This window comes from Escherichia sp. MOD1-EC6162, from assembly GCF_002965125.1.
GTDB classification, from domain to species: domain Bacteria; phylum Pseudomonadota; class Gammaproteobacteria; order Enterobacterales; family Enterobacteriaceae; genus Escherichia; species Escherichia marmotae.
In genome coordinates this window covers 1-13,441 of record NZ_PTSB01000005.1, presented here as the reverse complement: position 1 = coordinate 13,441, position 13,441 = coordinate 1, and the positions used below count along the sequence as shown (strand labels likewise).

The window sequence follows — 13,441 nt, the reverse complement described above, 5'->3', positions numbered from 1 at the left end:
GCTTAATAAAAAAGCGGGCGGTAATAACTCCGCCCGCTTGCTGAATTAACGTCCTGCTTTCAGCTTCTGATAATACTCTTCATAAATGCTGCTGGCTGAGCCAACGTCACTCTGCCATTCGCCATTTTTGATGGTTTCGGCATCCGGGTAGAGGGTCTTGTCGTTCGCCACTTCCGGGCTTAACAGTTTACGTGCGGCGAGGTTTGGTGTTGGATAACCAATAGTTTCCGCAACCTGTTTTGCCACATCCGGACGTAGCAGGAAGTTGATCAGTTTCAGCGCGCCTTCTTTGTTTTTGGCATTTGCCGGAATAGCCAGGCTGTCCATCCAGAAAATGCCGCCTTCTTTCGGCCAGACCACGTCAATTGGCGTGCCTGCCTGACGGGCAACGAAAGCAGAACCGTTCCAGATCATGCCGAGGTTAACTTCGCCTTCCATGTACGGGTTAGCCGGGTTATCGGAGTTAAACGCCGCTACGTTTGGCATCAGCTTTTTCAGCTCGTTATACGCGGCTTCAATCTCTTTCGGATCGGTGGTGTTGCCAGAATAACCCAGCTTACGCAGTGCCATCTGGAACACTTCACGGGCGTCGTCGGTCAGCAGCAGGCTGCCTTTGTATTCAGGCTTCCACAAATCGGCCCAGCTCGTCACGGATTTCGGATCAACCGCATCACCGTTAACGCCAATCGCCGTCGCGCCCCAGATATACGGAATGGAGTAATCGTTATTCGGGTCAAATGGCTTGTTGAGCATTTCTGGATCGAGGTTGCTGAAGTTCGTTAACTTCGACTTGTCGATCTTCTGGATCATCCCTTCTTTACGCATTTTATCGACGTAATAGGTTGAAGGAACCACCAGGTCATAGGCACCGTCTTTGTACGTTTTCAGCTTGGCGTACATGGTTTCATTCGACTCATAAGTCGAATAGATAACTTTAATGCCGGTTTCTTTAGTGAACTGTTCCAGCAGTCCTGGCGGTACGTACTCGGTCCAGTTGTAGAAATACAGCGTGTTGTTGTCATCGGCGTGAGCGGCGCTCATGCCCAGTGCCAGAGCACCCGCCGCGAGCAGGTGGCGTGACCATTTTTTCATTTAACGTCCCCTGTGTTACCTTTCGTTTTATCACGAGCAATAAGCTGGCTGGCAATCACCATCACCAGCGACAGCACCAGTAAAATGGTTGCCAGCGCGTTAACTTCCGGCGATACGCCGACTTTGACCATCGAATAAATTTTTAACGGCAGAATTTCATAGCTCGGCCCGGTGACAAACGACGAAACTACCACATCGTCCATGGACAGGGTAAAGCTTAACACCCAACCCGCCGCCACCGCTGGCATTGCCAGTGGCAGAATGATTTTCCGCAGAATGGTGAACTCGCTGGCACCGAGATCTTTCGCTGCTTCCAGCATCCGCACATCAAAGCCTTTCAGACGCGAATACACCGTCACCACCACAAATGGCAGGCAGAAGGTAATGTGTGAGAACAGCAGCGACCAGAAGCCAAGCTGAATACCCAGCAGCATAAACAGCACCAGCAGGGAAATCGCCATCACGATATCTGGCGACATCATTACCACAAACAGCATCCCGCTAACGAACGGCTTACCGCGGAAGCGATAGCGGTACAGCGCAACAGCCGTCAGTGAGCCAATAAGCGTAGCGAATGTCGCTGAAAACACCGCCATCGTCAGTGAATGTTGCGCTGCTTGTAACAGACTATCGTTGTTCATCAGCAGGCTATACCATTTGGTGGTAAAACCCTGCCAGTTGATGCCAAAGCGCGAGCTGTTAAAGGAGTTCACAATCAAAATGATGATTGGAATATACAGGTACGCATAGATAGCGGTCATAAAACCGCCGCGGAGCAGTCGACCGATCATTCGAGTTCCACCTTCTTGTTCAGAAGGTGGAATGCTTTCAGAGCATTGAAAATAATCAACTTTTTCTCTTCTCCAAAATCTCTCCAAAACTTCCCACCAAAACAGACAGCCAAAAAAATAAGCAGTCATCACCAAGGCCGCGAATTTTACAACAATTTTCCAGGTGATCGGAAAAAAATGCCCATTCAAATGACCTATATACCCAATGGTCAGTAGCCTTTCTCCATTGAGTCAACACAATAAAATAGGAGTCATCCCATATGTGGCGAGGAGATTCCATTTTCCGATTTGTGCGGGCGGATCCGTATAGATGGAGTTTGTATGTTGACAAGCCTTCATCTTTGGTTCAATTTATCTCAAAATGATACGATTTTGAGATAAAAAATGAAAATCAAAAATCCACCAAAAGTAGTGTCCTTTGCAGAAATAATCAAAAAAACTACATCTGACAACAACAAAGATTTAGTTAAACTTATGAATTATCATAGGGTAACAGATGAGAAGGGGCGGTACCATCATTGGGAAGATTTCCAATATAGAGTCGACAAAGGGGTTGATGCGGTCTACGCATGGTCTGTTCAACAAATGGCCAGGCAAGCCCATATTAATAAAATTGACTATAAAGACAAAAATGGCGAAATTGCTAAAATCAACATTCTACCCTCTATGCATAAAGCATGTTCACTTATTGACCAGCAAACATCTAAGGCTGCATTTGAAGCTATGATATCAAACTTAGAGGGTGTTAAGTATTTGATGAATGATTTGAAAGAAGAAGAATCCATATCTTCCAGTCAGCTTGAAGGAGCAGCAACAACGACAGTTGTTGCAAAAGCCATGTTGTCGGCCCAAAGAAAGCCCAGAACAGAAGATGAAAGAATGATTTTGGGAAATTATCGTTTGATGGGGAGTGTGTGGGATAAAAGAAATGAAGAATTATCATTAGATCTAATCAAGGAATTCCATGCAATCGGAACCAAAGATATTAATAATGAGAAATACAAACCGGGACAGTTTAGAGACACAAATGATATAGTAATATGTGATTATGATGGTAATGTTGTTCATTATCCACCTGAGTTTGGGGAATTGGAACAAAGGGTTGACAGCATATGCCAATGGGCAAATGTTAGACATGAGGATTCTGTTACATCTTCATATATGCATCCTCTCATTAAAGCATGTATATTGCATTTCATGATAGGTTATGAGCACCCTTTTAATGATGGGAATGGTAGAACGGCGAGGGCTTTATTTTATTGGTACTTATTTAAATGTGGTTACACAGCGTTCAAATTTATATCAATAAGTCGTCTGCTGAAAGAAGCTTCTACGGCCTATGGTATGGCCTATCTGTATACAGAAACGGATAACTTTGATCTTACTTATTTTGTGGATTATCAATGTCAGGTGATTTGTCGGGCAACAACAAACTTCACTCAATATATAAAGAAAATCTCTACCCAACGGGCTGAGATTGATAGTTTGCTATGGTCCAGTGGATTAATGCGTAAATTAAATGACAGGCAAAAAACCATACTATTTGTGGCAATTGAACATGTCGGGAAATTATTTACTGTTAAGGAAGTTAGTGACAATCTTAATGTGTCAGATAATACAGCTCGCTCTGATCTTAGAGCGTTGGTTGAATGTGGCTTGTTCGAAAAAATTGAACGGGGAAAGCAAACTCTTTATGTGTCACCAAAATCTCTTAAAGGTGTTTTGGATAAACTTAAAAAATTATAAATATGTCATCCCCCTTTGTTTGATGCTCGGCATAAAGGGGGATGCTGACAGTTGTTGATGGAGATTACTCTCAGGACTTTGAAAGAATGAACTTTTTGATTGCTCGATAAATCGTATTTTTCGTTTTCATTTTATGTTCTCTAAATGACCAGCTTTACCCATTCCTGGCCGCGAGTGTCGTTGTATCGATCTGTTGTTGCCTGCACCTTGTGGCCCAGTAACGTTTTAGTGTCGATCCCCTGTGCGCGATATAGCCGTTCGGATAAAGAGCGCTGTTCGTGGAATGTGGTTGGCGTTTTTCCTGCTGGTGGAATTATCCCAGCTAGATCCCGTGCTTTGGCAAAGTAGTCGCTCAGGTTGTCTTTACTCATCGGCTTTGGTTGTTTCTGGTGCCGACTATGGATTAGATATGGACTTAATATTCTGTCTCGGCACCCATCAATAACTTCTTTTAACGTTATCCCAATGGCATCACAGCGTAGTGTAAGCGGTAACGCCAGACGCATTCCGGTTTTTCCCTGGGTGATATGCAAGTGTTCGTTCCACACATCTGAAAAACGCATGTGGCAAATGTCATCACGGCGCTGACCAGTTACAATCGCAAGAAGCATTGCGTTACGGATAAAGTGTTTTTCAGGCGTTGCATTGTAAATTTTTTGCCAGTCTTCCAGGGTGAGTCTGGCTCTGGTTACTTTAGGGATCGGTTTACGGGTAGCCTCCGGAGGATTCCATCCAGGAGGAACTTCCCCTGCATGCTGTGCTTCTTTATAAATATCAACCCATAATCCACGATTTACTCTCGCTGTGCTGACCATGTCTTTATCCAGCCACTCATCCAGTATTAATGCAAAGTCTCTTACTTCCAGTTCTTTCAATGGGTGGCTTCCCAGACGGGAAACCAGGTATGCAGCCATTCGGGCTTTTTCTTTGTGAGTTGTAGCTGCAATATCTCCATTTTTCAGTCGCGCATCCTGTATTTTCAGATATCGATCAACCCATGCCTTTAATCTGATACCCCGACGTTTTGTTGCTGACGGACTTTCATCAATTTTGCGCATGAAATATTCAGCTTCTGCTGCAGCTATTCGCTGATTGGCTGTGGAAGCGATTTTTTCTGCTTTGCCTTTGTCTGTTCCGAGACCGTGAAATTTTCCAGTCACAGGGTTTTTATACTGGTAGTAAACCCTGCCAGTTCTGCGATCAAACTTTTCGTAAAGACCGGTTACGTCAGTGCTGTTTTTTCGTGGCCTCGGTGACATGAGTTAAAATCTCCTTCAGTGCATCATCATCGCCAGTATGAATTTCCGGCGCAATTCCCGTTTCACCAGGTCCAACAAATACTGCCCGGCGATCTATCAGCCAACGCCCACGAATTTTTTGTGGTCTTGGAACGATGTATCCTAGTTTTCCGTATTTCACCAGGGTAGTGTTTGTTATTGGGAGACTGAACCGTTTTGGTTTCCACTCGTCGAGCGTTATCAGGTACTGTTCGCTCATGGCTATCACTCCGGAACGCGCCAGTTGCAGAATACCAACGACAACTGGCGACGGTTGAACATTAAAAATCAGCCTGGCTCGGGATCAGTTTTTGCCAGATAGCTGAAACGTATTTTGCCTGGTAACGGGCGTCATCAAGTGCATTATGGCGCTCACCTTCGAATGGAATAGCCGTTCTGGCATCGAAGTCTATGGCTTTCCCCAGTTCAACGATTGTGCGTACATCGCGATCGTTGCAGTAGCGCCACGGGCAGGGGATCCCCTGCCGTTCGTATGAACGGCGCAAAATCGTGTTGTCGAAGTTGGCTCCATTTCCCCAGACCTGAACAAAAAACTCACCGGAGTTTTCGTCGATAAATTCCCGCAATTGTAACAGTGCATCATCTAACGGGATTTCATCGGTCATAATGGCAGATTGCGCTTCGCGTGATTGCTTAAGCCACCATTTAATGGTGTCCCGATCAATGACTCCGCCAGCAGTTTCCAGATCGATAGTCTTACTAAATTCCGGTCCCATATCTCCGGTTTGCGGATCGAAAAATATTGCACCTATTGAGATAATCGGGGCCTCAGGATTTTTTCCCATGGTTTCAAGGTCGATCATTAGATGGTCACACGTCCTGCTGGTGGATGTGATAAAGTGATGACCGTTCATCGTAATTAAGGGATCTGCCGTCTCGCCAGTTTCACTATCGCTGGCGTGGTCCTGAGCGCTGCCAGCATTCTCCTTGTGTGGATGTTCAGCGCCTTCCATTTTCTCCGAATCGTCTTCCTGAACTTCAACCTGGTTCTTGTCATCGAATGTTTCCTGGTATGTTGCGTCGCCCATCACCGCACCACAATCAGGGCAGTTGCCGCCACCGCTCTGACCGCAGGCGGTGCAGATCTTTTCCGGTTCCTGTTGCACTACTGGTTCAGGTTGTTTCGTTTCTGGCTCGTTTTGTTGCGTATTTGGGCTGTTTTGTTCCGCTTTCTGGTCGTTCTGTTCCGTTTCTTGCTGGTTCTGGTTCACAGAATCGCGGGTTTCAATCCCCTTCACCCATTTCGGATCATTCGGATCGCTAATCCCTGCAACAAATTCACCACGTGATACTGCAAGCAGTTCATCGGCGTCAGGCTGGCTGATATTGGCTGCCTGCATAATTTTGTTTACTTTGTCAGCGGTAACTTTTACCGGCCCTGGTTGTGCGGTCGTGTCAGATGCACCAGTATTTTGTTGTGAACCTGAGTATGTACCGTTTTTGCGGGCGAAATATTCTTCTTTCGTGATTTCAGTAGCCCCGGCAGCCAGTGCCTTATCCAGACCAGAAAGTTTGTTTGCGCGACCGTATTTTTCGCCACCCTTGTCGGTGAAGAGGAAGTAGAACGGCCCCTCACGCTCTACAGATGGTTCGACTTCCACTTTGCATTCGGTTTTTTCGTTGTCCGGAATTGCCGTTTCCACTGCATCAGTTTCTGGTACTGGCGACGAGAGAGTATCAGTTGCGCTCTGATTTCTTCCTTCATCTTCAAACACGCCCTTTGTAGTCAGGTATTCAGTAATGTATTTGTTCAGTGCCACAGGGTCTTTGTGAATGTCGATCGGACGTTCACGGACAAGGCCAAAAATAGTCTGGCGGTCGTAGCGAAGGGCATCGGGCTGTTTGCGCATTGATGCCGAGATACGCTTCCAGTCTTCGCGGTCGTTGTCGATAACTTCATTTTTTGCCCAGCGATGGATGCTGCCGTCAATGTTTCCGGCATCCACATCACCAGGCCAGAGAGCGTAGGCCAGTTCGTCATCCAGTGTTTTCCATGTCTGCTTGTATTCGCGATGAGTGGCAGCAATGACCGGGTTGATTTTTCCTGTTGAATTTTCAGTGTGCTGTTGATTGGCTCTGGCGCGGGCGAGATCAACAACAGACGTGTATTTTCCGGTTTCCTTGCGTTCACCTTCGCGACGTTTTTTCCAGATGCGCATCTCTGCCTGAATTTCGGGCCATTTGGCACCAGGCTTACATTTATGCTTAACCCACCCGATGGCATGCAGCTTAAGCTCCGGATACATGGCGTTAACTTCTGGCATTTTCATCAACGCTTCAACGATATGGCCGTCGAATGTTGCCATGTCTTCCTGCAACAATTCCTGTGCGCTAATCACCATATCAACAGTGATGTTTTCACATGTGTCGAACTTAACCATGACAGCGTTCTGTACTTCAGGGGCTAGGTTGTCAAAAGTGACGTTCATCGGATCGGATTCAGTCTCGACCGGGACAAAGGAAGCAGACGCCTCATCCCAGCGGTTTTCCTGCATATATTCAGCATCCCAGGAATCGAGGGCAGGGCGGGGTATACCGGGTTTATCCTCGCAGACAAGAAATTTATAAGCGCAGTCCTGAGCAGCCGGATAATGTTCCAGGAATTGCCAGTGAAATTTTGCGCGTGCGCGACGTTCATCACCGGCTTCAATGGCAGTGGCTACAGCGACTGCACCTTCTTCCTTTATTGCCTGTTCGTCCGGAATGGCGGCGCAAATAAAGACTTTACTCATTTTGTTTTACCTCATTACAGATTTAAGGGTGAACAAATCCCTGCCATTGCTGGCATATAAGAATGAAATCGGATGTTTATTACGGAACTGTTTTAAAGACCTGCCGGGATTTCGTTATTATCCTGGTGAATAACTTTATCGACCGGGTAACAGTTACCGGGAATTTTCTGTTCGGTTGCTGCAGTCACACACTCCTGCATTGTCCTGTGAACACTGACTGCAATATCAACTGGCTCTCCGGAAACAAGAAAAACTGTCAGAACAAGTGCAAATGCTGTATTCATTGCCAGCATCCTTTTTGTATCGGACGTAAACGAGCCAGCATTGAAAGAATGCATATTTTATTTAATAACTCCCGTTCGTGTTTTCTTTTGTTAATGGCATCTTCAGTAAATACAGGGTTACTGATAGTGACACCAATTTCAAAACAACCTTCAGACGTATTAACGTTTGGTAATAACGTTTCCATTATCGCGTCCTCAACAATGAATTTTGTGATGCAGTGCCTGGTGCCTCCAGGTGACGTTAACCAGTTAACAATTAACGCCGGATACAGAGAATCCACCCATAACACTGTTTTTGGTTTTAACTGTTCCGCGTGCGCTCAGCCGCATTCACCACATCACAAAATTCACTTTAAAAAGGGCGGCAGAGCAGTCACGGAGTAAAACTGATACCGCCAAACGTCACCAGAAAATTGATAACAGAGGGCGTTGCAGCGGGGTTGTCACTTAAGCGTATGGTCAACCTGACAACCCGGTGTCCTCAACGGGGAAGGAATAACCCCGCCATACTTACCGCCGCGCCATTTCGCGGAGTGCCACAACCGGAAGCGCACGGTCGACGAAAATTTAACGACAGGCTATCTATGAACCAACTACCTCGCCGTGCGCTTTCGCGTTATGGTCTGACTTTTCAGGGAAATATCCTTTCAGTAAACTGTCAGTGCCGGATGTTCACCCGTGTCCGGCGCACGCACTCCACCTCACCCGTGGAGAACTCCTTAATTACCAACCCTCAGGAGGGTGAATGTTAAAATCAACTCTTATTGCTAAATGCCTTTATCAAAATCGCATGGTAAGCAGCATTTCAATAGGCGAGTCTGCAGTTAAAAGTATTTTCGAAGAGTACTTTCCCGGGCATGATTTTAATAAATGGAATACCAAATTACCGCCAGCAGTTTCAACGCGTATTCTGAAAGCAACTGAAAGAGCAAGTACAATTCGCGTTAACTATTTCATTAAAGATTTGTGGGATCTTTGATATCCACCGAGCCTAAAGTATGTGCATATGGATGTGCTATTGTGCGCCCTCGCAGATTTGCATCATTTTCTAAATTCACTGAACGAAACAGGGCATCAACAAGACTCTGTACAATGCAAAGGCAATCGAAGAGTGTTGCTGTTTCTGTTTTGATTGATGAAAGAACATGGCCATTCACGCAAACAGAAATTACCCGTTCATTAACGTCGCTTTCCTGCTTTTGATTATCAGAACCATATAGCCCAGAAAAAGCATTGCGCACATTACGAACCATATTATCGATGGTTTCTTTTTTGGTGTATGCCGGGTCAATTTTCACCAGACTATCACCGAGAGTCGTTGCAGCAATTGTCTGGATTTCTTTTGGTAAATCTTTAAATTCCATTATTAGCCTTGTTGGTTAGCTATTAACGTGGGTATGTAATCATTCTGGCAATGCTTAATGCCGCTGCTTTTTCCAGATTGGTGATATCCTGCTCCAGAGCGGACAGATTTTCAGCCTGCTTAGCCCTGGCTTCATTGGCCCATTTCAGATCCTGCGCTGCATTAATTTTCTGGCGCATCCACTCATAAAGTTCATCATCGGTATAGTCTGGCGCGATGATGACGGGTTCTCGTTTCTGCATACTGATTCCTCGCGGTGCTGCTTCGCTTATCAGCCGTTAGATTTTGCCGAGCTGGAAAGCGCCTGTTTAAACTCACTGAAGCTGAGAGCTTCTTCGCCTTCGGCAAGGCCTTCGAAGTATTCTTCGTAAGCCTTTTCCATGATTGTGTCGAAATCCATATCACTCACCTGAGTTTCTTTCCAGCCAGCGACGGGCACCATTTTCGGTTTTAAACGTTTTGCTTTTGGTATACGTCATCGCGGTGAATGTGCCGTCCTGGTTGGGAAACACGCCGTACACCAGAGATTCGTTGTTGCCAAGATCGATAGTATCCATGTTGACCTCATTTCCCCTTAACGCCGGGGTAGCGGAACAAAAACCTGCTGCATAGTTATTAAAGTTGAACCCTGCCGTCATGTTCTTACGCCTCGGGCTGGCTACTTAACCCCTGACCACTGCCTAGTAACTCGAAGTATTACCCTGCATTCTGTGGGGTGGGGTGAGGGAATGAATGAAGTTTAGAAAAATGAACTTTTCAGGTCAATGTTTTTTTATCAAAACATTTTAAGCAGGCAGCTGTTAAGCCATCATCACGATGGCATACAGTTAATCAAATAGATGAGGTTGGTTAAATATCTTGTTGAATTTTAAAGCATACGCCCAATATGCAAGATAGATCATCCAGCATAATTGAAGGGTAGCGAGGATTCGTGGGGACTAAAAGAATATCCGGCCCTTCTATCTCCAGTTTACGAATGACAGGTGTTGTGGTCCCTTTGGGTAAGGCAAGGACAATATTTCCTGGTTGTACGGTTCGATCGGGATCAACAAAAACTGTTGAACCATTTGGGATGGAAACTCCCCCACCAGATGTTGACATACTGTCACTCTCTAGAACAACTGCAAAGGTATTGGCCGGGATTTCTCCGACAAGCTGCACACAAGAGGTTATTGAGGAATTTTTCATATAATCACTCCAGCTTGCTGCCTGCTGAAGTGATAGTAGCGGAACCGTTTTTATCGGCGGTAAAGATAGATCAAGCGAATCACCTGTATTTAACTCTCCTCCATTAAGAAGCCAATTTTCGTTTACTTTCAATATCTTTGCCAGTGAACTTATGTAACGCGAGGACGGCGCTCCTCCACCGTTCATCCATTGACTTACGGAGCCTTTTGATGCGCCAGTGGCATTGACAAGGTCTTTGCCTTTCAGGTTTAGCGCATGCATACGTTGGGTTATGCGTTCAGATATTGTTTGCTTGCTCATGTTTTGATTTTAAAACACAGATGGTTTTGTTTCTTGACTTTCTTTGGTTTTGATTATTAAACTTTTGGCGTTCAGTTTTATGGAGCGACTCATGAAAAAATCAGAAGTATTAGGCTATTTTGGCGGAGTTGTTAAAACAGCCGCAGCTCTAGGAACGTCAAAAACCACAGTCAGCATGTGGGGGGAAGAGGTTCCGTGGAAATGGGCGTTGCTAATTCAGGCAGTCACTGCCGGGGCGCTCAAATATGAGTTACACATACCGACGGTTGTCATTCCCGGTTCTGATCATAATCCGCCTTCTAACCAAGGGGGGATTCATGAAAATCAAGCATGAACACATCCGCATGGCGATGAATGCCTGGGCGCGTCCTGATGGCGAAAAAGTTCCAGCAGCTGGAATAACCCAGGCTTATTTTGAGTTGGGTATGACGTTTCCTGAACTGTATGACGACAGCCATCCGGAAGCCTTGGCTCGCAATACCCAGAAAATTTTCCGCTGGGTAGAGAAAGACACCCCTGATGCAGTTGAAAAAATTCAGGCGTTGTTACCAGCGATCGAAAAGGCAATGCCACCTTTGCTGGTGGCCAGAATGCGCAGCCACAGTTCAGCTTATTTTCGGGAGCTGGTGGAGACGCGGGAGCGATTGGTGAGAGACGCTGATGATTTTGTCGCAGTGGCAATCGCCGGTTTCAATCAGATGAACCGTGGTGGCCCGGCAGGAAATGCTGTGGCAGTACATTGACTGACAATAGCCATATCGAATCGCTTCCGGCAACTCGTGAGTAAAAAGATTCGGTATCAGAAGAGGTGAGTATGGCTAACGCTTGGCTCAGATTATGGCATGACATGCCAAATGACCCTAAGTGGCGAACAATTGCCAGGGTGTCAGGGCAGCCAATTGCAACAGTGATGGCAGTGTATATCCACCTCCTGGTGAGCGCGTCACGAAATGTCACGCGAGGTCACATTGATGTCACGACAGAAGATTTGGCAAGTGCGCTCGACGTGACAGAAGAGGTAATTGATTCAATTTTGCAGACGATGCAGGGGCGGGTACTTGATGGTGATTTAATCACTGGATGGGAAAAACGCCAGGTGCTTAAAGAGGACAACGGCAATATTTCGCAAACCGCAAAATCTCCTGCAGAGCGCAAGAGGGCGCAGCGAGAGAGGGAAAGAAAGCGGGAACAAAATGGCGATTGTCACGGCGCGTCACGAAATGTCACGCACATGTCACGACGAGTCACGACAGATAAAGATACAGATAAAGATACAGATAAAGATACAGATAAAGATACAGATCAAGAAGATCAAAACACTATGGTCCATGGCGTAAAAAACGCCACGAACCAGGCAGGGGATGTTCAGACCGTCAATCTTGGTCAGCCAGCAGGCACGACACCGGAAGCCGATTCAGCGTATGCGCTGAAAGCCGATTCGGGCGCTGTGCAGCAGGTGATGACCGCAAGGCCGGAGCAATCACACCAACTGCAGCAGCCTGAAGCCGATTCCGCCATTCAGCGGGAAGCCGATCGGGTAGTCCCGGAAAACACCGGGCAGCCTGTGGGACGAGTAGATTATCCGGATGTGTTCGAACAGGTCTGGCGGGAATACCCGTTGCGTGCTGGGGCAAACCCGAAGAAATCCGCTTTCAGTGCCTGGAAGGCCAGATTACGCGAGGGGGTGCCACCAGAGGCCATGCTGGATGGTGTGAGGCGTTACGCAAGATACCTGGCGGCTACCGGGAAAACGGGAACGGAATTTGTTCAGCGAGCGACGACGTTTTTTGGACCGGACCGGAATTTTGAAAACCCCTGGTTGCTCCCGGTAAGCGGTACGAACAACCAGCGTTGTGTGAATCATATTTCTGAACCGGATACCGAAATTCCACTGGGCTTCAGGGGGTAAGTGTGTATTTCTGGTCATGAGGTAATTTTCAGGAGGGCTTGTGGCAAAAGTTTTTACACAAGAAGAGCGGGAAAAAATTAAAGGGCAGGTTCTTGAACTCGTACGCCAGAGTGGGCGCGAGACGTTACGACAACTGGAAGCTAAAACTGGGGCAACAAGATATCTGATGAGCGTTCTGGCCAGAGAGCTGGTTGCCAGTGGCGATGTATACAACTCTGGTTACGGGTTATTCCCGTCTGAACAGGCGCGTAAGGACTGGCAAAATGCCCGTAAAAAGCTCTCAAGGGCAAAGCTGAAGAAACCATCTGCGGTTGATCCGGACCTTATCTGGTCATTACCTGATGGAGAAATACGTCGTTACGACAGGCGTCATAATATAATTTGTACTGAGTGTCGTAAAAGCGAAGTTATGCAGCGGATATTGTCGTTTTATCAGGGGGATGTTCGGTATTTTTTGAAGTGACGAGATTAAAGTGCATTAGTTCAGATGTAAATTGACATTTTGTGGCACAGGGTAGAGCTAGCGTGGTTGTCCGCTTTGTGCCAGAAGCGGAAGTTGCTTACATCGTGCTATGTTAGTTTAATGGGAGCAGGTAAAGGGGGGGATTCCCCAGTAAATGTAATGAACGCATCCCCAATCATCAAATCCGGAGCGCGGTGATGGATGGGGAGAATATCGGGAAGGTGTGGAACCTGGCAGATTTCCGGCATCATAGTGCCCAATACGGGATGCAGAAA

Annotated in this window: 18 protein-coding genes; 6 read left to right on the top strand and 12 right to left on the bottom strand. The window is 46.5% G+C overall.

Annotation, left to right across the window (positions count from 1 at the left end; all coding sequences use genetic code 11):
* Window positions 1-45: 45 nt before the first annotated feature.
* Window positions 46-1,092 carry a spermidine/putrescine ABC transporter substrate-binding protein PotD gene (potD, locus tag A9587_RS05670; protein ID WP_000759322.1) on the bottom strand — a complete coding sequence of 349 codons (1,047 nt, stop codon included), beginning with the start codon at window positions 1,090-1,092 and terminating at the stop codon, window positions 46-48.
* Window positions 1,089-1,883, bottom strand: coding sequence for a spermidine/putrescine ABC transporter permease PotC (gene potC, locus A9587_RS05665; protein ID WP_000580316.1), 795 nt, complete (start codon window positions 1,881-1,883; stop codon window positions 1,089-1,091). Before potC ends, potD begins: the two co-directional genes overlap by 4 nt.
* Before the next feature lie 384 nt (window positions 1,884-2,267).
* On the opposite strand from potC, the gene A9587_RS05660 reads away from it, so the two are divergent.
* Window positions 2,268-3,629 carry a Fic family protein gene (locus A9587_RS05660; RefSeq protein ID WP_236941993.1) on the top strand — a complete coding sequence of 454 codons (1,362 nt, stop codon included), beginning with the start codon at window positions 2,268-2,270 and terminating at the stop codon, window positions 3,627-3,629.
* Window positions 3,630-3,769: 140 nt separating this feature from the next.
* Here A9587_RS05660 and A9587_RS05655 read toward each other — a convergent pair whose 3' ends face one another.
* From A9587_RS05655 to dicB, 5 genes are all read right to left on the bottom strand, one after another.
* Complete coding sequence (locus A9587_RS05655) at window positions 3,770-4,888, bottom strand: phage integrase Arm DNA-binding domain-containing protein (protein ID WP_105263270.1); 1,119 nt, start codon at window positions 4,886-4,888, stop codon at window positions 3,770-3,772.
* Window positions 4,857-5,126 carry an excisionase gene (locus tag A9587_RS05650; protein ID WP_000003742.1) on the bottom strand — a complete coding sequence of 90 codons (270 nt, stop codon included), beginning with the start codon at window positions 5,124-5,126 and terminating at the stop codon, window positions 4,857-4,859. The genes A9587_RS05655 and A9587_RS05650 overlap by 32 nt, the downstream gene beginning before the upstream one ends.
* Window positions 5,127-5,187: 61 nt before the next feature.
* On the bottom strand, window positions 5,188-7,659 hold the full coding sequence (locus A9587_RS05645; RefSeq protein ID WP_105281906.1) for an exonuclease: 2,472 nt from the start codon (window positions 7,657-7,659) through the stop codon (window positions 5,188-5,190).
* A gap of 92 nt (window positions 7,660-7,751) precedes the next feature.
* The gene (locus A9587_RS05640) at window positions 7,752-7,943 is read right to left on the bottom strand and encodes a DUF1482 family protein (RefSeq protein ID WP_001090200.1); all 192 of its coding nucleotides are present in this window, start codon (window positions 7,941-7,943) and stop codon (window positions 7,752-7,754) included.
* Window positions 7,940-8,128 carry a cell division inhibition protein DicB gene (gene dicB, locus A9587_RS05635; RefSeq protein WP_000449192.1) on the bottom strand — a complete coding sequence of 63 codons (189 nt, stop codon included), beginning with the start codon at window positions 8,126-8,128 and terminating at the stop codon, window positions 7,940-7,942. Before dicB ends, A9587_RS05640 begins: the two co-directional genes overlap by 4 nt.
* Before the next feature lie 560 nt (window positions 8,129-8,688).
* Here dicB and A9587_RS05625 point away from each other — a divergent pair.
* Window positions 8,689-8,922, top strand: a complete 234-nt coding sequence (locus A9587_RS05625) for a hypothetical protein (RefSeq protein WP_000920491.1) — start codon at window positions 8,689-8,691, stop codon at window positions 8,920-8,922.
* Here the strand turns inward: A9587_RS05625 and A9587_RS05620 are convergent.
* From A9587_RS05620 to A9587_RS24400, 5 genes are all read right to left on the bottom strand, one after another.
* Window positions 8,900-9,307 (bottom strand): hypothetical protein, encoded by a 408-nt coding sequence (locus tag A9587_RS05620; RefSeq protein ID WP_105263272.1) that lies wholly within the window; start codon window positions 9,305-9,307, stop codon window positions 8,900-8,902. The two genes, A9587_RS05625 and A9587_RS05620, sit on opposite strands and share 23 nt — an antisense overlap.
* 22 nt (window positions 9,308-9,329) lie before the next feature.
* The gene (gene ydfC / locus A9587_RS05615; protein ID WP_001171942.1) at window positions 9,330-9,548 is read right to left on the bottom strand and encodes a protein YdfC; all 219 of its coding nucleotides are present in this window, start codon (window positions 9,546-9,548) and stop codon (window positions 9,330-9,332) included.
* Between the two features lie 29 nt (window positions 9,549-9,577).
* Window positions 9,578-9,706, bottom strand: coding sequence for a protein YdfB (ydfB, locus tag A9587_RS25415; RefSeq protein ID WP_000344964.1), 129 nt, complete (start codon window positions 9,704-9,706; stop codon window positions 9,578-9,580).
* Between the two features lies 1 nt (window position 9,707).
* Window positions 9,708-9,863, bottom strand: a complete 156-nt coding sequence (locus tag A9587_RS05605; RefSeq protein ID WP_000379575.1) for a DUF1391 family protein — start codon at window positions 9,861-9,863, stop codon at window positions 9,708-9,710.
* Window positions 9,864-10,155: 292 nt separating this feature from the next.
* Window positions 10,156-10,494, bottom strand: a complete 339-nt coding sequence (locus A9587_RS24400; RefSeq protein ID WP_001397087.1) for a LexA family protein — start codon at window positions 10,492-10,494, stop codon at window positions 10,156-10,158.
* Window positions 10,495-10,885: 391 nt separating this feature from the next.
* On the opposite strand from A9587_RS24400, the gene A9587_RS05595 reads away from it, so the two are divergent.
* The 4 genes from A9587_RS05595 to A9587_RS05580 all read left to right on the top strand — a co-directional run bounded on the left by A9587_RS05595 (window position 10,886) and on the right by A9587_RS05580 (window position 13,166).
* On the top strand, window positions 10,886-11,128 hold the full coding sequence (locus A9587_RS05595) for a Cro/CI family transcriptional regulator (RefSeq protein ID WP_000747951.1): 243 nt from the start codon (window positions 10,886-10,888) through the stop codon (window positions 11,126-11,128).
* Window positions 11,112-11,537, top strand: coding sequence for a toxin YdaT family protein (locus A9587_RS05590; protein WP_000693883.1), 426 nt, complete (start codon window positions 11,112-11,114; stop codon window positions 11,535-11,537). The genes A9587_RS05595 and A9587_RS05590 overlap by 17 nt, the downstream gene beginning before the upstream one ends.
* A 71-nt stretch (window positions 11,538-11,608) precedes the next feature.
* Window positions 11,609-12,703: a phage replisome organizer gene (locus A9587_RS05585; RefSeq protein ID WP_105263273.1), complete on the top strand. Its 1,095-nt coding sequence runs from the start codon at window positions 11,609-11,611 to the stop codon at window positions 12,701-12,703.
* A 40-nt stretch (window positions 12,704-12,743) separates the two neighbouring features.
* Entirely contained in the window at window positions 12,744-13,166 is a 423-nt protein-coding gene (locus tag A9587_RS05580) for a DUF977 family protein (protein WP_001534244.1), read from the top strand.
* Window positions 13,167-13,441: the final 275 nt, after the last annotated feature.

Bases quoted from the DNA above. Each gene is read 5' to 3' on its own strand.
- A9587_RS24400 (WP_001397087.1), bottom strand. From the start codon at position 10,494: ATGAAAAATTCCTCAATAACCTCTTGTGTGCAGCTTGTCGGAGAAATC.
- A9587_RS05585 (WP_105263273.1), top strand. From the start codon at position 11,609: ATGGCTAACGCTTGGCTCAGATTATGGCATGACATGCCAAATGACCCT.
- A9587_RS05625 (WP_000920491.1), top strand. From the start codon at position 8,689: ATGTTAAAATCAACTCTTATTGCTAAATGCCTTTATCAAAATCGCATG.
- ydfC (WP_001171942.1), bottom strand. From the start codon at position 9,548: ATGCAGAAACGAGAACCCGTCATCATCGCGCCAGACTATACCGATGAT.
- A9587_RS05595 (WP_000747951.1), top strand. From the start codon at position 10,886: ATGAAAAAATCAGAAGTATTAGGCTATTTTGGCGGAGTTGTTAAAACA.
- potD (WP_000759322.1), bottom strand. From the start codon at position 1,092: ATGAAAAAATGGTCACGCCACCTGCTCGCGGCGGGTGCTCTGGCACTG.
- potC (WP_000580316.1), bottom strand. From the start codon at position 1,883: ATGATCGGTCGACTGCTCCGCGGCGGTTTTATGACCGCTATCTATGCG.
- A9587_RS05655 (WP_105263270.1), bottom strand. From the start codon at position 4,888: ATGTCACCGAGGCCACGAAAAAACAGCACTGACGTAACCGGTCTTTAC.
- A9587_RS05640 (WP_001090200.1), bottom strand. From the start codon at position 7,943: ATGAATACAGCATTTGCACTTGTTCTGACAGTTTTTCTTGTTTCCGGA.
- A9587_RS05660 (WP_236941993.1), top strand. From the start codon at position 2,268: ATGAAAATCAAAAATCCACCAAAAGTAGTGTCCTTTGCAGAAATAATC.
- dicB (WP_000449192.1), bottom strand. From the start codon at position 8,128: ATGGAAACGTTATTACCAAACGTTAATACGTCTGAAGGTTGTTTTGAA.
- ydfB (WP_000344964.1), bottom strand. From the start codon at position 9,706: ATGGATTTCGACACAATCATGGAAAAGGCTTACGAAGAATACTTCGAA.
- A9587_RS05620 (WP_105263272.1), bottom strand. From the start codon at position 9,307: ATGGAATTTAAAGATTTACCAAAAGAAATCCAGACAATTGCTGCAACG.
- A9587_RS05650 (WP_000003742.1), bottom strand. From the start codon at position 5,126: ATGAGCGAACAGTACCTGATAACGCTCGACGAGTGGAAACCAAAACGG.
- A9587_RS05605 (WP_000379575.1), bottom strand. From the start codon at position 9,863: ATGGATACTATCGATCTTGGCAACAACGAATCTCTGGTGTACGGCGTG.
- A9587_RS05645 (WP_105281906.1), bottom strand. From the start codon at position 7,659: ATGAGTAAAGTCTTTATTTGCGCCGCCATTCCGGACGAACAGGCAATA.
- A9587_RS05590 (WP_000693883.1), top strand. From the start codon at position 11,112: ATGAAAATCAAGCATGAACACATCCGCATGGCGATGAATGCCTGGGCG.